This window comes from Roseiflexus castenholzii DSM 13941 (assembly GCF_000017805.1).
GTDB lineage: Bacteria > Chloroflexota > Chloroflexia > Chloroflexales > Roseiflexaceae > Roseiflexus > Roseiflexus castenholzii.
In genome coordinates this window covers 3,294,542-3,311,173 of record NC_009767.1, presented here as the reverse complement: position 1 = coordinate 3,311,173, position 16,632 = coordinate 3,294,542, and the positions used below count along the sequence as shown (strand labels likewise).

The following is a 16,632-nucleotide window of genomic DNA, read 5'->3' as shown; positions in this document are numbered from 1 at the left end:
CCGCCCCACGGTCCCACAGTAGGAGCGCCGGGGTGTGCGTGGGGGTTCGGTCCGCCCTTAAACAGTGGAGAGAGAGCAGGGAAGAGGAACAAAGGCGTCGCCATAAGACAACCACCCCTTGCCCCTGCACCACGCTACTGCTGAACGCTTCTCCGGTTACTCATCCGGCAGCAGCAACACGCGCGCGATCTGCTCCCACTCGGCATCGAGCGACCCACTGGCGACCGGTCGGCCCGCCTGGCGGTACCAGTACCCCGCATTCGCCAGGTCACCTTCTTTGCGGTGGAGATAGGCATGCACCCATGCGCCGTCGATGCTGTCATCGTCCTGCGCGGCGCGATGCGCTGCGTGCCAGTCGCCTCGAGCATCGTGCCACAGCGCCTGCAACGCGCCGCTGAGACCGGGTGGAGGCGCGTCGCCACTCAGTGACGCGCGAAATGCTTCGATGTCCCGAATCATCGTATCATCTCCTTTGCGTTCAGGAAGAACGCAATCCCTGCATCGCTCCGTTCCATAGTCGCTTTAGGCGAGCGATCAATCGGAGGTTGAAGCATGCCGGTCGCTATGCTGAAGATGCCCGTCGTTTAGCGAGACCTTAATGCGATGGATCAAGCGTTCTTCGACCCCTTGCGGCAATTCGGCTGGAACATCACGCAATGCGCGGTAGATGTGAATGGTACGACTCAATGTATCGTACACGGTCCGGCAATCGGGGCATTCGGCGAGGTGCTGTTCCAGTTCACGACAGAGCGACTCAGCGAGTTCACCATCGAGGTAGTCGTTCAGTTGCGCCAAAATGTCACGGCAACGTTCCGGATCGTCGTGCAGGTAATGGTGAGCGTCCATAGCGGACCTCCATGCGCCAGGACTCTAGCGCTCAATGTTCCTGCATGTATGCAGAGAGCAATTCCCGCAGCCGCAGCCGCGCGCGGTGCAACCGCACCTTGACGGCGCTTTCACCCAGACCAAGCGCTGCTGCGGTCTCCTCAGTGCTCAATCCCTGAATATCGCGCAACACAAAGACAACACGCAGCGCTTCAGGAAGCGTTGCCAGCGCCTGTTCCAGCACCATGCGCAGTTCGCTGTTCAGCGCCGCAGCTGCCGGATCGAACGTCCATGATGTCAGACGGTGCGGCATTTCATCTTCCTGGATCGTCTCGGCGACGTCGGCAAGATTGACGTGCGGCGACCGCTGACGCAGGTGCATGAGCGCTTCATTCGTTGCAATGCGATAGAGCCAGCTGCCCAGCCCACTGCGCCCTTCGTAGGTGTCGAGTTTATCGCACGCCTTAATGAATGTTTGTTGCAGAATGCCCTCCGCCTCATCCGCATCGCCGAGTAGTCGTATCGCTTGAGCATAGACCAACGGCGCAAATCGTTTGATCAAACAGGCGCACGAATCGGGGTCACGGCGACGCAGCCCGGCGAGCAACGCCTCTTCATTCTCGTAGATCGTGAGTTCGATGGTTGGTCCGGGCATAGCACGGCTTTCGTAGATTCAGATGCCGGTCATTCAATGCGCGTTACACGGCGCTCTCATTCGATGCCTGCGGTCGCTTGAGGAACGCCTGATGCAGGCGTTCAAAAAGAGCGCTGCGTTGGTCGGCGGGGATAACGCGCTGCCCCTCATCGTGGACGAGCACAATCAGGCGCCGCGTCGTGTCGAGCACCACGCGGCAGTTACGGCAGTGCGCAATATGTTCCTGCACTTCGGCGACCAGCGCAGCATCCATTTCGTGGTCGATGTAGCTCGACAGATGGGCTATCAATTCTTCACACGTCATGATCGTGTCCTCCGGCGTTCAGCCGTTTCCCGGCGCCACCCACTCGCCGAAGTACTCACTGACCCGCTCACGCAGCGTCAGGCGCGCGCGATGGAGGCGCACCTTCAACGCCCCCTCGCTAATGCCGATGATCTGTGCGCAGTCAGCCGTTGAAAGACCTTCAATGTCACGACAGATGAATGCTGCGCGCAGAGTCGTTGGCAGTTCCATGATCGCTTTCCGCAGCATTTCCTGCGCCTCGCGGCTGAGCAGGCGCTCCTCCGGCAACACGCTCCAGTCTTTCAGAGCCGATGGAAGCGGCAGCGCGCCGTCATCATCTGGCAGCGTCTCTTCAGGTCGCCGTCGGCGCAGGATCATGAGCGCGTGATTATAGGCAATGCGATAGAGCCAGGTGCCAAGACGCGCATGATGTTCAAAGCGCTCAATGGCTTCGAGCGCCGAAATGAATGTCGCCTGCACCACCTCCTCGGCATCGGTTTCACTGCCGACAATACCGTATGCCAGGCGGTAGACGCGGTCGGCATAGGTCTCAAAGAATGTGGCAAACGCCTGCGGGTCACGCTGGCGCAGCCTGTTGATCAGGGTTGCCTCATCGTCCATAGTGGCTCACAACAGCGACAGATCATTTCCGGTGCTATTATAGCGCAGGCATCCATTACCGATGAGTGACCATGCATTGCGCCTGGTGTCGCTCTCAACAGCCTTGGGGAAGAAACCCAAAAAGGAAGACACGTATGACCGACCCGACGACACGTTTCCAGCGGCTCCAGCAACGCTACCGCGATGGTGATCTGCCGTGGGATCACGATACACCGCCACCAGAGGTGATGGCGATTGCCGAATCGCTTCCACCGGGGCGGGCGCTTGACCTGGGGTGTGGCACAGGACGCGCCTGTGTCTACCTCGCAGCGCGCGGCTGGCATGCGGATGGCGTCGATTTCATTCCCGAAGCGATTGCCCGTGCTGAAGAACGGGTTCACCACGCTGGCGTCGCCGACCGTGTGCGCCTGTTCATCGCATCTGTCACCGACCTGCACTTCTTGCGCGAGCCGTATGATCTCGTGATCGATGTCGGCTGTATGCACGGCATGACCGCCGAAGAACTCTGCGCCTATGCTGGCGAAGTTGCGCGCCTGACGCGATCCGGCGGTCTCTATCTGCTCTTCGCGCATTTGCACGATGGAACATCAAGCGATACGCCGCGCTGGATCGCAAAGGGGATGGTGGAACAATTATTTGCGCCCGACTTTGAAGTCGAGCGCATCGAATATGGCGTTACTCACGTGTGTGATACGAGTTGGCCCTCAGCGTGGTACTGGCTGAGGCGCAGGTGAGCCGATTACTCCTCGGCGACAGCGCGCTGCGGTGCAATGCGAGGAGTTGTGCGCGTCGCCGTCCACTGATGAATGCGCATTTCGATTGACGACTGAAACGTAATGATACGCTTCGCAAGCGCCGACACCAACGGCACAGACGAGGACGCCAGCGAACGGATCGCGCGGTTCCACCAGGCGCGAACTATGCGCAGCCCGCGATCACGTGGACCGACCAGGATGATCCCGGCGATGACAATGACAAATCCAAAGGGAATGGGAGAAATCGAAACGATCAGACCGCCGATAATGCAGATCCAACCGACAATGAGGCGCAAAGTCCGAAGTGCCTGTCTGATCATTGCCATGCCTTTCAGCCCGTATAATGATTTCGTTCTCTTTACCAGTGTATCATATTGCTCGAACCATTGGAAGGGTAATCATTCCCGATCATATTAGCGACATGACTCGGCGACGACCATGGATGAACGCCGGCTTCAGGACATTTTGTTCCGCAGTGCGCGCGCGCGTGTGCTGGTGGTAGGCGATTTCGTGCTCCATCGGCGTCTCCTGATCGATCCGGCGCGCATCGAGTATGCGGAAGAGACCGGGCTTCCCGCTCACCAGGTGGTTGCGGCGGAGACTCTCCCCGGTGCGGCCGGCAGTATCGCTGCAATTCTGCGCGCCTTCGGGACGGCGGTCACAACGCTTGGTGTGATCGGTGATGATGGCGACGGGTATGAATTGCGGCGCAATTTGCGAAAACGCGGCATCGATGAGCGTGCTATGGTCGTTGCTGCTGATCGGTATACACCAACGTCAATTCAGCCGGTGATCGCCAGTGGAACCTCCATACCCTACGAACATGAACGACTCGATATTCGCTCGCGCATCCCGCTGGCTTCTTCCACCACAATGGCGCTGATCGAGCGTCTCCGCGCGTTGGTGACGCAGGTTCAAGCCGTACTCATCGTCGATGACATCCCCGAAGAAGAATGTGGGGTCGTCACCCGTCGACTCCGTTTGGAGATCGCCGACCTCGCCGCTCGCCATCGAGATGTCTGGTTTCTGGCCACCTCACAGCAGCGTCCAGGTCTCTTCCGGCAGGTCATTGTCATGTCAAACGCGCGCGAATGTGTACGCGCTGTGTGCGCGAACGACAGCAGCAACCCACCGCTGGCGCTGGTGGGACAGGCTGCCGAGCAACTACGCCAGCGCACCGGCAAACCGGTGATTGTCATGCTCGGCGTGCGCGGTATGCTCGTGGTTCACGAGCAGGGCATGATCCACGCGCCTTCCGTGCCGATAACCGGTCCAATCCGGCCGACCGGCGCGAACGATAGCGCCATCGCAGCCGTGGCAGCGGCGCTGTGTGCTGGGGCCACGATGGATGAAGCGGTGGAACTGGGCAATCTTGCAACGGCAGCGGTGGTGCGCCGAACCGATACAGACGAAGCGCCGTTGCAGAATCAAATCATTGCGATGTGGTGGGCGTATCGTAAGGGTGAGTGAGCAGCCGCACAGAGCGCCTTTGTTCCTCCATTGGTCCCCTTCGCGCGCTTCGGGATGCTGCTTTCGTCTACGAAGCACACGAAGGCGCACAAAGACGGTACGGTATCGACCGGTCCGGGAAGACGCAATTCAACCTTTCAGCGCCTCATATGCCTCGATCAGCATACGCTCGGTCGTTTCCCAACCAACACACGCATCGGTCACCGACACGCCGTAGCGCAGCCGTGAGCGATCGGCAAGGATCGGTTGCTTCCCTTCGTACAGATAGCTTTCGACCATCATACCGATGACGGCGTTGCGGCTGGCGATGTGGTCGCGTAGCACCTCGCGCCAGACGTGCGGCTGGCGCGTGTGATCGCCGCCCGCATTGGCGTGGCTACAATCGATCATGATGGCGGGCAATAGACCTGCCGCCTCCATCGCCTGTTCAGTGCGCACAACGGTTGCCGCATCATAGTTCGGTCCGGCGCTGCTACCGCGCAGGATGATCATGCCATCGGGATTGCCGGTGGTACGCACCACGCAACTCTGTCCATCCTGATCGATGCCAAGGAAGGAGTGCGCCCGGCGCGCCGATAGAAATGCATTAACTGCCACCTGCACATTGCCATCGGTGCTGTTCTTGTAGCCAACCGGCATCGAGAGACCGCTGGCGAGAGCGCGATGGGTCTGCGACTCGACGGTGCGCGCGCCGATGGCAGTCAGGCTGATCAGGTCAGTAATATACTGCGGGCTGATCGGGTCGAGCATTTCGGTGGCGGTTGGCAGCCCAATGTCGTTGATGCGCAACAACAACTCGCGCGCGCGCCGTAATCCTTCGTTCATGTCGAACGAACCGTCGAGGTGCGGATCGTTGATCAGACCGCGCCATCCGACGGTGGTGCGCGGTTTCTCGAAGTAGGCGCGCATCACAATCACGATTCGGTCGCGCATCTCGCCTGCCAGGCGCGCCAGTCGCCCGGCATACTCCAGCGCCGCTCCGGTGTCGTGGATCGAACAGGGACCGACAACCGCCAGCAGGCGCTGGTCTTCACGGCGCACAATGCGCTTGATCGATTCCCGCGTTTCGTAGACCGTCTGCGCTGCGGCTTCGGTGATCGGATACCGCTCACGCAGGGCGCGTGGCGGGGTGAGCGGCTCAAAAGCAAGAACGTGAAGGTTATCGACCGGTTGCACGAGCGTTACTCCTCGTCGTCATCGAAGTTCATATCTTCTGGTTCCGGGAACGGTCCAAACCTGTCGTAGCGTTCCCACAATGAGAGTTTCGCATCGTTGGCTAAGCCGGATGTTTTTTGCGACAACAACATCTGACGCGCTGCCGAGGCCGGCATACGCTCCTGATTCACCGCGCTGGCGCGGTAACGTGCCATAATGTCGCCATACATGTCGGCAAGCCCGAGGTACGCTATAGCGCGCACAATGCCGGCGTTCAATGTGCGGTCGTCACTCTGCATCAGTCGCCGGTACAATTCGGCGATGACCGGCTCGCGCACATCTTTGTCGATCACCGTCGCATACGCCAGCGCCAGGAGCGCGCCATCACGCTCGACAGGGGTGCAGGCAGGGTCTTCGATATAGGACCAGAGCGGCGCCACAACTGCCGCACCAATCCGTCCAATCATCTGCGGAACTTCATACTGCCAGATTTCGCGCGCGGAGCCTCTGCTCTTGAACTCAGCATCGACGCTCTTGAGCAGCGGCTCGACCATGCGCAGCGGGCGCAATTCACCAAGCAGGCGCAGTGCGTGGATCGGCGCATAGGCGACTGGCGGTTCTTCGTAAAGGAGCAGGACACGGGTCGCCAGTTCAATCAACGGTTCGACCGCAGCATCGCCACAGTGCAGAATATTGTTGACCAGACGTTCGCCGGGACGCAATCCAATGCGGCGCAAACGCTGCACATACTCGCCGGCGCTAAGGTGAAGGGTCATGGCTGTTCTCCTTCCAACGCTGCGTTCCGGATATTGGCAGGCGCCATATCGCACAGTGGGCGGAACGTCAGACGGTGGTGCGGTGTAGGACCGTAGCGGCGCAGCGCCTCCTGGTGCGCCGCAGTCCCATACCCTTTGTGTGCTGCGAACCCATACCGGGTCCAGTATCGCCCAAGCCCTTCCATAAACCGGTCGCGCATCACTTTGGCAATGATCGACGCAGCGGCAATCGACAGGCAGCGCACATCACCCTTGACCAGCACACGCTGCGGGAGGGGCCAGCCGTCGAGCCGCACCGCATCGATCAACAGCACATCAGCGGGAAGCGGCAGACGCAGGAGCGCCACCTGCATCGCCAGGCGCGTGGCAGGCAGAATGCCGTGGCTATCGATCACATGCGCCGGTACGGATCCAACTGCCCAGGCAACTGCCAGACTGGTGATGCGCTCGAAGAGCGCGACGCGCTGCGCAGGGGTCAGCATTTTTGAGTCAGCGACGCCGTCGAGCAACTCAGGCTTGGCAATCACCCGCTCCGGCAGGATCACCGCCGCAGCGACCACCGGTCCCGCCCAGCATCCGCGTCCGGCTTCGTCGATCCCGGCGATAGCGCGATACCCAACAGCACATAGTGCCCGCTCTTCTTCAACAGTCGGTGGAGATCCTTTCATCATAACATCCGGCGCTTTCCCAGAACATACTGCACTGCGCCATCCGGCGTTGCGACTTCTCTGAACGATACGTCTATGCCGGCGCGCTCGAACCGTTCGCCAAAGCGGTGCAGGGCGGCAGAGGTTACAGACGTCACCGGACGCGGCGACCGCTGGAGCGTCGCGCGGTACGCGACATCAAGCAGGCGCGCGTAGGGCGAATCATCAGCAAAGCGCGCCCACAGCGCAATCGCAACGGTTCCTCCAGGGCGCAACACGCGCCGGATTTCGGCGACAGTCGCTTCAGCAGCGATATAGTCGCTTGGAAAGGTCGCAATAATCGCGTCAAATGATTCGGAGACGAAAGGAAGGGCGCGTGCATCGGCGCGCACGAGCGGAGCGCGGAACCCGGCTTGTTTCAGACGGCGACGGGTCAGCCGAAGCATCTGTGGCGACCGATCCAGCCCGGCGAAGAACCCGACGTGACGCCGCGCCAGCGCCAGCTGGACATGCCCGGTGCCACAGCCAACCTCCAGCGTTGCGCCGCGTGCAAACTCCAGCGCCGTCAACGTCCAGTTGCGCCACCGACCTGCCGACGCCAGCGCCGCTACGGTGTCATACGTCCAGGCAAACTCCTGGTAGAAGCGCGCAAACGCCCACCGTATCAGGCGCGCATAGAGCGCAGCAGGCGCGCTGGCAGCCATGGGGAGCCAACCATCAATCGTTCAGCGCCGCTCTTTGATCCGCGCCGCTTTGCCGGTGAGACCGCGCAGGTAGAACAGGCGCGCGCGGCGCACCTTACCGCGGCGGACAACCTGGATGCTCTCAACGCGCGGCGCGTGGACAAGAAATGTGCGCTCGACGCCGATCCCGTGCGATGCGATGCGCCGCACGGTAAAGTTCTCGTTGAGACCGCTGCCCCGCTTGCGGATGACGACCCCCTCGAATTCCTGGACGCGCTCACGGTTCCCCTCGACAACGCGCACACCGACGCGTACCGTGTCGCCAACGCGGAACTCGGGGACATCCTGCTTCATGTAGCGACGCTCGATTTCTTCTATAATCTGCTGTGACATTGCTGCCCGACTCCGGTCTACACAAAGAGAGCAGGGCGAATGCTGGCGCCCTGCCTGCTCGAACACTGATGCGGATTATAGCATATGCTTACAACGGAGGCAAATGGAATCGTATGAGCCGCTCCCTTGAAATTGGCGTCGTCTTCCCGCAAACGGAAATTGGCGATGATCCTGGAATAATCCGCGAATATGCCCAGGAAGTCGAGGCGCTTGGTTATCGCTACATCCTGGCATACGACCACGTCCTCGGCGCCGATCCGTCGATTCGTCCCGGCTGGAGCGGACCGTACACGAGCGAGTCGATGTTCCACGAGCCGTTGGTTCTATTCGGGTATCTGGCAGGGATCACGACATCAATCGGTCTGGCGACCGGCGTGATCATCCTTCCGCAGCGACAGACAGCGCTGGTCGCCAAGCAGGCGGCTGAAGTCGATGTGCTGAGCGGCGGACGGCTGCGGCTGGGTATTGGCATCGGATGGAATGAGGTGGAGTATCAGGCACTGGGCGAGAACTTCCACAACCGCGGCGCGCGGAGCGAGGAGCAGATCGCCGTGCTGCGCGCCCTGTGGTCCGAGAAAGTCGTCACCTTTCACGGACGCTGGCACACAATCGAGGCAGCAGGACTCAATCCACTGCCGCCACGTCGTTCCATCCCGATCTGGATCGGCGGATACGCTGAAGCGACCCTGAAGCGCGTGGCGCGGATCGGCGACGGCTGGATCACCTTTCGCCCGCCGGACGAGACGACCCGAGCCGCGCTGGAACGTCTCGCCGGATATGCCCGAGATGCCGGGCGTGACCCTGCGACGATCGGCATCGAGTCGCAGTTGAACCTGCGTTCGGTCGCAGAAGAGCGCTGGCAGACGTATATCGATGCCTGGCGCGCGCTCGGAGCGCATTATCTCTGCCTCAATACCATGGGTATGGGATTGACGCGCATTGATCAGCATCTGGCGGTGTTACAGCGCGCGGCGCACCTCAGATGACCGTCACCACAGCCAGAGGCGCCCCGCCGGGCGCGCCGCGCCGTAGTCGGTCGCCGCCGGATCACGCCCGCTCCCCGTCGCGGCGACGGTCATCTGCGCCCGCGACCTGCGGGAGATGACCGCCGCCTCCGCCACGTCCCTGGGCAGTGGTATAATTCAGAAAGAGCCATGGTTTGCCGTGATTGCGAGGGAACCTATTGAACACATTTCTTGTCGATTTTCTGATTATCGAGATCGATGAGGATATTTCTCATAAAGCGGTTGAATTGTTGGAAGAATACCGGCTAAGCCATGAATTGCTTATTGCTGATTCTTTTATTGCTGTTATCGCCCTCTCGTGTGGTTATCCTCTTGAATCCAGGAATCAGCGTGACTATCGCTTTATTAGGGGGACTCAATCTGCTGCCCTATAGCATAGTAGGAGGGAGCGCATGATCTTCGACGATAATCCCCATGCCTCGATACGCATTTTGCGCACGCGCATGCCGTATGCGCCATTTGATATGCGTCCGTGGTCGCCAGCGGTGAATGTGTTTGAGACCGAACAGGCAATGCTGCTGGTCATCGAACTGGCCGGCGTCGAGCCTTCGAATGTGCAGATCGAAGCGCACCCGCAGTTTGTGCGTATCGCCGGCGTGCGCCAGATTGCGTTGCCCCACGATCTGCGCCGCTTGCACCGGATGGAGATCGCATCCGGCGCCTTCCAAATCGAGGTTCCTTTTGATCGCCCGATTGACCCGGATCGGACGACTGCCCGTTTCAACACCGGCTTGCTGGAAATCTGGCTTCCTTTCGCCGGGCGCGGCGCTCGTCAGGTTGTTGTCCACATTAAGCAGGAGGGTGAGTCATGAGCACTCCACTCCCAACCCAGGACCCGCCCGACATCCCGGAAGTGCTACCGATCCTGCCGCTCAACAACGTCGTGCTCTTCCCCGGCATGTTCCTGCCGCTCGTCGTCAGCGGCGACACATGGGTGAAACTGGTCGATGAAGCAGCGCTTGCAACGAAGATGGTCGGCGTGTTTATGCGCACTCAACCCGGCGAGGGGTTCGATCCGCTGGCGCTGGCGCGCACCGGCGCCGTCGCGTTAATCGTCCGCATGCTGCGGTTGCCGCACGGCGCAGTGCAAATCCTGGTGCAGGGGCAGGCGCGCATTCAGATCAGGCAACTGATCGTCACCGAACCATATCCGCAGGCGCGCGTCGCCATTCATCGCGATCCCGCTGTGCTTTCGGTCGAGGTCAGCGGTCTGGCGCGCGCGGCGCTCGCCGCCTTCCAGCAGATCATCCAACTCAGCCCGACTCTGCCTGATGAACTGGCAATCGTTGCGGCCAATACCGCGCAACCCGGTATGCTGGCAGACCTGATCGCAGCGAATCTGAACCTTAAACCAGAGGATCAGCAACTTGTGCTCGATACGCTCGATGTGCAAGAACGCCTGCGTCAGGTGCTCAGTTTCCTCGAGCGCGAACGTGAAATTCTGACAATTGGACGCAAGGCGCAGGAAGAGATGTCGAAAAGCCAGCGCGAGTATGTGCTGCGCCAGCAACTCGAGGCGATCAAACGCGAGTTGGGCGAAACCGACGATCATGCCGCCGAAATTGCAGAGTTGCGTCGTCGGCTCGAGGCAGCGAACCTTCCCGAAGAGGCGCGCAAAGAAGCCGAACGCGAGATTTCGCGCCTGGAGCGCATGCCCCCCGGCGCCGCCGAGTATGTCGTTGCCCGCACCTACCTGGACTGGCTCCTCGATCTGCCGTGGAATGTCAGTACGGAAGACAACCTCGATCTGACGCAGGCGCGTCAGGTGCTCGATGAGGATCACTACGATCTGGAACGGATCAAAGAGCGTATTATCGAGTACCTGGCGGTGCGCAAACTGCGGTTGGAGCAAGACGCCAGCGGCAGTGCGCGCGGTCCGATCCTCTGTTTTGTCGGTCCTCCCGGCGTTGGGAAGACCAGTCTGGGAACCTCGATTGCGCGTGCGCTGGGGCGCAAGTTCGTGCGGGTGGCGCTCGGCGGCGTGCGCGATGAGGCGGAGATTCGTGGGCATCGCCGCACCTATATCGGCGCGCTGCCAGGGCGCATCATCCAGGGAATTAATCGCGCCGGCAGCAACAATCCGGTCTTCATGCTCGATGAGGTCGATAAATTGAGCGTCGGCTTCCAGGGCGATCCGGCGGCTGCGTTGCTGGAAGTGCTCGACCCGGAACAGAATGTGGCGTTTGTCGACCGCTACCTCGATGTGCCGTTCGATCTGAGTCGTGCGCTCTTCATCTGCACCGCCAACCGCTCCGATACCATTCCGCCCGCGCTGCTCGACCGCATGGAACTACTGGAACTCGCTGGCTACACTGAGATGGAAAAACTCGAGATTTGTCGCCGCTACCTGATCCAGCGCCAGCGGAACGAGCAAGGTCTGGCGGAACGCGCACCGACGATCACCGAAGCGGCGCTTCGCCGCCTGATCCGCGAATACACCCACGAGGCGGGTGTGCGCGATTTGGAGCGACGGATCGGCGCGATTTACCGCAAGATGGCAACGCGCGCGGCGGAGGGACAACCACTTCCGGATCAGGTGGATGCGCCCGATCTCGATGACTTGCTCGGACCGCCGCGCTTCCGCAGTGAAACGCTCCTCGGTGAAGATGAGGTGGGCGTGGTCACCGGGCTGGCATGGACGCCGACCGGCGGCGACGTGCTCTTTGTCGAAGCGAGTGTTGTGCCGGGCAACGGTCAGTTGACGCTGACCGGTCAACTTGGTGATGTGATGAAGGAATCGGCGCGCGCAGCGCTGACGTATGCGCGGTCGCGGGCGCGGGCGTTGAACATTCCGACCGATTTTGCGCAGATTTGCGATATTCATATCCATGTTCCGGCCGGCGCTGTTCCCAAAGATGGACCATCCGCCGGCATCACGATGGCAAGCGCGCTTATCTCAGCACTGACCGACCGCCGTGCCTACAAACACGTCGCCATGACCGGCGAAATCACGCTGCGCGGCAAGGTGCTGCCCATTGGCGGGGTGAAGGAAAAGGTGCTGGCGGCGCAGCGCGCCGGTGTGCGCACGGTTCTGCTGCCGAAGGCGAATGCGCCCGATCTGCGCGAACTGCCGGAAGAAACGCGCCAGCAAATCGACATTGTTTTGGTCGAACACATGGATGAGGTACTGCCGCGCGTCCTGCATCCCAAGAGCGAGTCGGTCACCTTGGCTGAACCGGCGCCACCCGATGGGGCGGGAACGGTGCAGGCGACGTAATACCAATGACGATTGATGATGCCGCATGCGTGTCATTCCGAGCGCAGCGACGGGTCATTCCGAGCGCAGCGACTGGTCATTCCGAGCGCAGCGAGGAATCTCAGCGGGTCGCGCCAGACCCCTCGCGCTGCTCGGGGTGACCATGTCGGATGGTCACAGGTCATTGGTATAACAGGGTTGCGTGATCGGCATGATCGAACGGGGGCGTAAAAGACGGCAAACCAGTTCAGGCACTCCTGTCCTGTCGGTCGTATGACCGGTCGTTCTCTGGACTCGCATCTGGAAAGGAGCCAACAATGTCGTTGAAAGAACGGGTGGACGGACTCTTGAGCGCAGCCGTTGAGCGTGGTGATGTGCCAGGGGTTGTAGCGGTCGTTGTGGACCGCGAGGGAGTGGTGTACGAAGGGGCGTTCGGGAAGCGCAATCTGGCGACCGGCGAGCCGATGACGCTTGACACGGTCTGCTGGATTGCTTCGATGACCAAGGCGATCACCGGCGCCTGCACGATGCAGATGGTTGAACAGGGAAAACTCGATCTCGACGCTCCTGCCGATCAGTGGGTTCCGATGCTGAAAGAAGCACAGGTGCTGGAAGGATGGGACGATGAAGGGAAACCGAAACTGCGTCCTCCGGTGCGCCCGATCACGCTGCGTCAGTTGTTGACGCACACTGCCGGATTTTCCTACGAGTTCTGGAGCGCAGACATTCTACGGTACCAGCAAGTTATGGGTGTTCCGGGCGTTGCCAGTGGGAAGATCGCAGCGCTCACAACCCCGCTCCTCTTCGATCCCGGTGAGCGCTGGGAATACGGCATCAATATCGATTTTGCCGGTCTGGCAGTCGAAGCGGTCAGCGGCAAAAAACTGGGACAGTATATGCAGGATCATCTGCTGGGACCCCTGGGTATGAACGACACCGCCTTCAATATCCGTCCTGATATGCGCGCGCGTTTGGCGGTTGTCCATGCGCGTGGTGAAGACGGTTCACTGGCGCCCATAGCATTCGAGATTCCGCAGGACCCTGAGTTCGAGATGGGCGGCGGAGGATTATACGGCACAGCCGGAGACTATGCCAGGTTTGTGCGCATGGTGCTCAATCGCGGCGAACTCGATGGCTTGCGCGTGCTTAGCGCCGAAACGGTCGCTCTGATGTGCCAGAACGCCATCGGTAATCTGCGGGTGACGCCAATGAAGAGTGTCATGCCGCAGTTTTCCAATGATGCGGAGTTTTTCCCAGGGTTGCCCAAAGGATGGGGGTTGACCTGGCAGATCAACCTTGAGCCGGCGCCGACCGGTCGTCCGGCGGGCAGCCTGCAATGGGCCGGTCTGGCAAACTCGTACTTCTGGATCGACCTCGATCATGGCATCGGCGGGATCTATCTCACCCAGATTGTTCCATTTGCAGACACGAAATCGCTGCCGCTGTTCGAGGCATTCGAGACGACGGTCTACCAATCGATGCACCCGTCGTTGGGGTCCGTCTGAGACCTGCCCCACCAACAACCGCAGGGGCAGATAGGGGCAGGTCTGAGACCGGCCCCACCAACAACGACAGGTCTCTGATAGGGGCAGGTCTCTGATAGGGGCAGGTCTCTGATAGGGGCAGGTCTCAGACCTGCCCCACCAACAACGGCAGGGGCCGGTCTCAGACCGGCCCAACGGGGGACATTATGGCACACATCGAACTCACATGGATTCACGACCAAACGTTTCTTGGCGTGGATAGCACAAACCACAGCATCGTTCTTTCTCCAGGCGGCGGCGTGGGGGTCAAGCCGTCAGAAACCATGCTCATCGCGCTGGCGTCGTGCTCCGCCGTCGATTTGGTCGAAATTCTGAAAAAACAACGAGCGACGCTGCATCGGCTGGCAATCACCGTCGATGGCGAACAGGACGCCGATCCGCCGTGGCGCTACCGCTGGCTTCACCTGCGCTACCAGGTGACCGCGACTGGCGCAACGCTTGAAAAAGTGCAACGCGCGGTTGATCTGGCGCTCAACAGGTACTGCTCCGTCCGTTCTTCGTTGCACCCGGAGATCGAGGTGACGTTCGAGGTCGATCTCAATACCCCGGATCGTGAGGCAGGAGAATGAGGGGTTAAGAGGTTCGTGGGCAATGCATCCGTTCTCGCCAGGTCGAGATTGCGAAGACAGGCTTTGCTTTCCGTGGTCTGTGACATTCGTTGCCAGACAGGCAGCGCATGACGGGATGCATTCAGCGCTCATCGTCATCGGCTAGGGGGCGCATCGCAGAAGATGGTTTCAACGTCCAAAACGCTCGCGCTCGGCGCACGAACCCTCGCCGGTGCGAGTCCAGTTCGGCGATGCGTCAGGACGAATGCGCGTCTGCGCCCTCCGTGTCAGCCTGATAGGACTGACGGGCACAGAAGGCGTTCCTGGAAGCAATGCGAAACGTGAGCGCCCTCGCCGCTGCGTGGAGGCAGTCCCCCACCCCTCCCTTTCGGCATGACCGACGCATTGCCGAAGAAAGCACCCACCCGGATGCGCCTCGACCTTCTGCCGCTCGACGTGACCGACGCACCGCCGGGTGGGGGCGCTCAGGCAGGAGCAGGGCGCCCATGCAGAGAGGCGCCTCTACCTTTACCTTCCGCCTCCCGACGCAGCCGATGCACCGCCAACAATGCGGATCGCGTGCGCAGGCGCATCGGCGAGCGACGCAGGCAAGGTTATGGTCAAACCGTGGTCGTGCTGTGCCGCTGCAATCTCGCCGTAACCGGTCAGAATCACACGCGATCCTGGAGAAACGGTCACGTCAAGCAGGGTGACGTTGGGCTGCTGCGGCGTATCAAGGAGGATCGCATACAGATCGTCGCCCTTGCGCGTAAATCGCATCCCGATGCCGCTGTCGGTCACGCCCTCAGCGCGCGTCCAGGGGCGCGTACCGTAGATCGCTTCACCGTTGACCGAGAGCCACGCGCCGAGCGCTTCGAGTCGCTCCGCCTGCTCCGGCGGAATCGTTCCGTCACCCATCGGACCGACATTGATCAGCAGGTTGCCATTCTTGCTGACGATGTCAACGAATGATCGGATCAACTTGACGGGCGAAAGCATATCGTCAACCGTTTCGTTGCGGTTGTAGCCGAACGAGTATCCCAAACCACGGCACGACTCCCACTTTTCGGCTTTGATGTCGGGGAACACCGCATACTCTGGGGTGCGGAAGTCGAAGTGCGGCGGTGTGGGAAGCATGCCCTGCGCCAGCGCCTGCATGATCGCTGCCGGATCAGGCGGACCGTCGCCGATGGACGCCTGCGTGAAGCGGTCGTTGATGACCCCTTCGGGAATAGTGTTATAGTAGAAACTAAACAACTCCACCAGGTTCGCTGCTGCCGGATAGCCGATGTCATTCCAGAGTATGCTGGGCTGATAGCGATCAATCAATTCCTTCCAGTGCGCATTGGCGTACTCGACGTACTCCAACTGCTGTGGCACGCCCATGAAGAGGTCAACAATATCGGCGATCACCCGGTCATTGAACGTCCAATCGAGACCGCCGGAGTAATAGAGACCCATGCGCAGCCCTGCGGCACGCACGGCGCTGGTCAGATCGCCAACCAGGTCGCGTGTGGCGTGGTACCCTGCGCGGAACGGATTGGGGCGCGCGCTGGGCCAGAGCAAGAAACCGTCGTGGTGCTTGGTGGTCAGCACAACGTACTGCGCTCCGGCGCGCTTGAACAGATCCGCCCAGACTGCCGGGTCCCACGCTGCCGTCTCACGGTTGAACGTCTCGGCGAAACGTTCGTATGGAAAATCGGCGCCAAAATGCTGCGCGTGGTAATCGACGGTCGGGCTGCCGGGAATGCGCAATGAGTTCATGTACCACTCGGCGTATGGATTGCGCCTGAACCATTCTTTCCAGCCTTCTTTCGCCACGACATCGTGGAGCGGTCCTGTCGTCGGCGCCCATCCGGGGACGGAGTAGAGACCCCAGTGAATGAAAATCCCCAGTTTCGCATCGTGAAACCAGTCGGGAACGATGTGCGCGCGGACAGATTCGAGCGTTGGTTCGTACATCATTGTCGCTCCTTTGTGCTGGGGGACTGAGAACCGGGAACTGAATCAGGAGTCAGGAGAGATTTCCAACCGTAACAACCATGTAACCGTGTAA

General features: G+C 60.6%; 20 protein-coding genes. 8 read left to right on the top strand and 12 right to left on the bottom strand.

Annotated features, from left to right (window positions below):
* Nucleotides 1–156: 156 nt before the first annotated feature.
* The 5 genes from RCAS_RS13260 to RCAS_RS13240 form a co-directional block, all read right to left on the bottom strand.
* Nucleotides 157–459, bottom strand: coding sequence for a hypothetical protein (locus tag RCAS_RS13260; protein WP_012121075.1), 303 nt, complete (start codon nucleotides 457–459; stop codon nucleotides 157–159).
* Between the two features lie 75 nt (nucleotides 460–534).
* Entirely contained in the window at nucleotides 535–846 is a 312-nt protein-coding gene (locus RCAS_RS13255; protein WP_012121074.1) for an anti-sigma factor family protein, read from the bottom strand.
* 31 nt (nucleotides 847–877) lie between these two features.
* On the bottom strand, nucleotides 878–1,480 hold the full coding sequence (locus RCAS_RS13250; RefSeq protein ID WP_012121073.1) for a sigma-70 family RNA polymerase sigma factor: 603 nt from the start codon (nucleotides 1,478–1,480) through the stop codon (nucleotides 878–880).
* 43 nt (nucleotides 1,481–1,523) lie between these two features.
* Nucleotides 1,524–1,784 (bottom strand): anti-sigma factor family protein, encoded by a 261-nt coding sequence (locus tag RCAS_RS13245; RefSeq protein WP_012121072.1) that lies wholly within the window; start codon nucleotides 1,782–1,784, stop codon nucleotides 1,524–1,526.
* A gap of 18 nt (nucleotides 1,785–1,802) precedes the next feature.
* Nucleotides 1,803–2,384: an RNA polymerase sigma factor gene (locus RCAS_RS13240; protein WP_012121071.1), complete on the bottom strand. Its 582-nt coding sequence runs from the start codon at nucleotides 2,382–2,384 to the stop codon at nucleotides 1,803–1,805.
* A gap of 134 nt (nucleotides 2,385–2,518) precedes the next feature.
* Between RCAS_RS13240 and RCAS_RS13235 the strand changes: the two genes are divergently transcribed.
* The gene (locus tag RCAS_RS13235) at nucleotides 2,519–3,118 is read left to right on the top strand and encodes an SAM-dependent methyltransferase (protein WP_012121070.1); all 600 of its coding nucleotides are present in this window, start codon (nucleotides 2,519–2,521) and stop codon (nucleotides 3,116–3,118) included.
* 5 nt (nucleotides 3,119–3,123) lie between these two features.
* Here the strand turns inward: RCAS_RS13235 and RCAS_RS13230 are convergent, their stop codons facing one another.
* A complete protein-coding gene (locus RCAS_RS13230) occupies nucleotides 3,124–3,459 on the bottom strand; it encodes a hypothetical protein (RefSeq protein WP_232280014.1) in 336 nt (111 codons plus the stop codon).
* A 118-nt stretch (nucleotides 3,460–3,577) separates the two neighbouring features.
* Here RCAS_RS13230 and RCAS_RS13225 point away from each other — a divergent pair, with 118 nt between their 5' ends.
* On the top strand, nucleotides 3,578–4,609 hold the full coding sequence (locus RCAS_RS13225; RefSeq protein ID WP_012121068.1) for a bifunctional heptose 7-phosphate kinase/heptose 1-phosphate adenyltransferase: 1,032 nt from the start codon (nucleotides 3,578–3,580) through the stop codon (nucleotides 4,607–4,609).
* Between the two features lie 129 nt (nucleotides 4,610–4,738).
* Here RCAS_RS13225 and RCAS_RS13220 read toward each other — a convergent pair whose 3' ends face one another.
* From RCAS_RS13220 to rplS, 5 genes are read right to left on the bottom strand one after another with little or no spacing between them, the layout of a single operon-like run.
* The gene (locus RCAS_RS13220; RefSeq protein WP_012121067.1) at nucleotides 4,739–5,785 is read right to left on the bottom strand and encodes a 3-deoxy-7-phosphoheptulonate synthase; all 1,047 of its coding nucleotides are present in this window, start codon (nucleotides 5,783–5,785) and stop codon (nucleotides 4,739–4,741) included.
* A 5-nt stretch (nucleotides 5,786–5,790) separates the two neighbouring features.
* Nucleotides 5,791–6,540 carry a hypothetical protein gene (locus tag RCAS_RS13215; RefSeq protein ID WP_012121066.1) on the bottom strand — a complete coding sequence of 250 codons (750 nt, stop codon included), beginning with the start codon at nucleotides 6,538–6,540 and terminating at the stop codon, nucleotides 5,791–5,793.
* Complete coding sequence (locus RCAS_RS13210; protein ID WP_012121065.1) at nucleotides 6,537–7,211, bottom strand: ribonuclease HII; 675 nt, start codon at nucleotides 7,209–7,211, stop codon at nucleotides 6,537–6,539. The genes RCAS_RS13215 and RCAS_RS13210 overlap by 4 nt, the downstream gene beginning before the upstream one ends.
* Entirely contained in the window at nucleotides 7,208–7,891 is a 684-nt protein-coding gene (locus RCAS_RS13205) for a class I SAM-dependent methyltransferase (protein WP_012121064.1), read from the bottom strand. The genes RCAS_RS13210 and RCAS_RS13205 overlap by 4 nt, the downstream gene beginning before the upstream one ends.
* 21 nt (nucleotides 7,892–7,912) lie before the next feature.
* Nucleotides 7,913–8,263, bottom strand: coding sequence for a 50S ribosomal protein L19 (gene rplS / locus RCAS_RS13200; protein ID WP_012121063.1), 351 nt, complete (start codon nucleotides 8,261–8,263; stop codon nucleotides 7,913–7,915).
* A gap of 113 nt (nucleotides 8,264–8,376) precedes the next feature.
* On the opposite strand from rplS, the gene RCAS_RS13195 reads away from it, so the two are divergent.
* From RCAS_RS13195 to RCAS_RS13175, 6 genes are all read left to right on the top strand, one after another.
* Nucleotides 8,377–9,249: an LLM class F420-dependent oxidoreductase gene (locus tag RCAS_RS13195; RefSeq protein ID WP_041330760.1), complete on the top strand. Its 873-nt coding sequence runs from the start codon at nucleotides 8,377–8,379 to the stop codon at nucleotides 9,247–9,249.
* Between the two features lie 197 nt (nucleotides 9,250–9,446).
* Entirely contained in the window at nucleotides 9,447–9,662 is a 216-nt protein-coding gene (locus RCAS_RS23995; RefSeq protein ID WP_198135929.1) for a PIN domain-containing protein, read from the top strand.
* An 18-nt stretch (nucleotides 9,663–9,680) separates the two neighbouring features.
* On the top strand, nucleotides 9,681–10,100 hold the full coding sequence (locus RCAS_RS13190; protein ID WP_012121060.1) for an Hsp20/alpha crystallin family protein: 420 nt from the start codon (nucleotides 9,681–9,683) through the stop codon (nucleotides 10,098–10,100).
* The gene (gene lon, locus RCAS_RS13185) at nucleotides 10,097–12,505 is read left to right on the top strand and encodes an endopeptidase La (protein ID WP_012121059.1); all 2,409 of its coding nucleotides are present in this window, start codon (nucleotides 10,097–10,099) and stop codon (nucleotides 12,503–12,505) included. Before RCAS_RS13190 ends, lon begins: the two co-directional genes overlap by 4 nt.
* A 296-nt stretch (nucleotides 12,506–12,801) precedes the next feature.
* Complete coding sequence (locus RCAS_RS13180; RefSeq protein ID WP_012121058.1) at nucleotides 12,802–13,989, top strand: serine hydrolase domain-containing protein; 1,188 nt, start codon at nucleotides 12,802–12,804, stop codon at nucleotides 13,987–13,989.
* Between the two features lie 185 nt (nucleotides 13,990–14,174).
* Nucleotides 14,175–14,597, top strand: coding sequence for an OsmC family protein (locus RCAS_RS13175; RefSeq protein WP_012121057.1), 423 nt, complete (start codon nucleotides 14,175–14,177; stop codon nucleotides 14,595–14,597).
* 507 nt (nucleotides 14,598–15,104) lie between these two features.
* Here RCAS_RS13175 and RCAS_RS13170 read toward each other — a convergent pair.
* Nucleotides 15,105–16,541: an alpha-L-fucosidase gene (locus RCAS_RS13170; RefSeq protein WP_012121056.1), complete on the bottom strand. Its 1,437-nt coding sequence runs from the start codon at nucleotides 16,539–16,541 to the stop codon at nucleotides 15,105–15,107.
* Between the last annotated feature and the right edge of the window lie 91 nt (nucleotides 16,542–16,632).

Excerpts from the sequence above, each read along its gene's own strand:
- RCAS_RS13230 (WP_232280014.1), bottom strand. The coding sequence starts at position 3,459 with ATGATCAGACAGGCACTTCGGACTTTGCGCCTCATTGTCGGTTGGATC.
- lon (WP_012121059.1), top strand. The coding sequence starts at position 10,097 with ATGAGCACTCCACTCCCAACCCAGGACCCGCCCGACATCCCGGAAGTG.
- RCAS_RS13260 (WP_012121075.1), bottom strand. The coding sequence starts at position 459 with ATGATTCGGGACATCGAAGCATTTCGCGCGTCACTGAGTGGCGACGCG.
- RCAS_RS13240 (WP_012121071.1), bottom strand. The coding sequence starts at position 2,384 with ATGGACGATGAGGCAACCCTGATCAACAGGCTGCGCCAGCGTGACCCG.
- RCAS_RS13255 (WP_012121074.1), bottom strand. The coding sequence starts at position 846 with ATGGACGCTCACCATTACCTGCACGACGATCCGGAACGTTGCCGTGAC.
- RCAS_RS13235 (WP_012121070.1), top strand. The coding sequence starts at position 2,519 with ATGACCGACCCGACGACACGTTTCCAGCGGCTCCAGCAACGCTACCGC.
- RCAS_RS13195 (WP_041330760.1), top strand. The coding sequence starts at position 8,377 with ATGAGCCGCTCCCTTGAAATTGGCGTCGTCTTCCCGCAAACGGAAATT.
- RCAS_RS13225 (WP_012121068.1), top strand. The coding sequence starts at position 3,578 with ATGGATGAACGCCGGCTTCAGGACATTTTGTTCCGCAGTGCGCGCGCG.
- RCAS_RS13175 (WP_012121057.1), top strand. The coding sequence starts at position 14,175 with ATGGCACACATCGAACTCACATGGATTCACGACCAAACGTTTCTTGGC.
- rplS (WP_012121063.1), bottom strand. The coding sequence starts at position 8,263 with ATGTCACAGCAGATTATAGAAGAAATCGAGCGTCGCTACATGAAGCAG.
- RCAS_RS13170 (WP_012121056.1), bottom strand. The coding sequence starts at position 16,541 with ATGATGTACGAACCAACGCTCGAATCTGTCCGCGCGCACATCGTTCCC.
- RCAS_RS13210 (WP_012121065.1), bottom strand. The coding sequence starts at position 7,211 with ATGATGAAAGGATCTCCACCGACTGTTGAAGAAGAGCGGGCACTATGT.
- RCAS_RS13215 (WP_012121066.1), bottom strand. The coding sequence starts at position 6,540 with ATGACCCTTCACCTTAGCGCCGGCGAGTATGTGCAGCGTTTGCGCCGC.
- RCAS_RS13250 (WP_012121073.1), bottom strand. The coding sequence starts at position 1,480 with ATGCCCGGACCAACCATCGAACTCACGATCTACGAGAATGAAGAGGCG.
- RCAS_RS13190 (WP_012121060.1), top strand. The coding sequence starts at position 9,681 with ATGATCTTCGACGATAATCCCCATGCCTCGATACGCATTTTGCGCACG.
- RCAS_RS13245 (WP_012121072.1), bottom strand. The coding sequence starts at position 1,784 with ATGACGTGTGAAGAATTGATAGCCCATCTGTCGAGCTACATCGACCAC.
- RCAS_RS13180 (WP_012121058.1), top strand. The coding sequence starts at position 12,802 with ATGTCGTTGAAAGAACGGGTGGACGGACTCTTGAGCGCAGCCGTTGAG.
- RCAS_RS13205 (WP_012121064.1), bottom strand. The coding sequence starts at position 7,891 with ATGGCTGCCAGCGCGCCTGCTGCGCTCTATGCGCGCCTGATACGGTGG.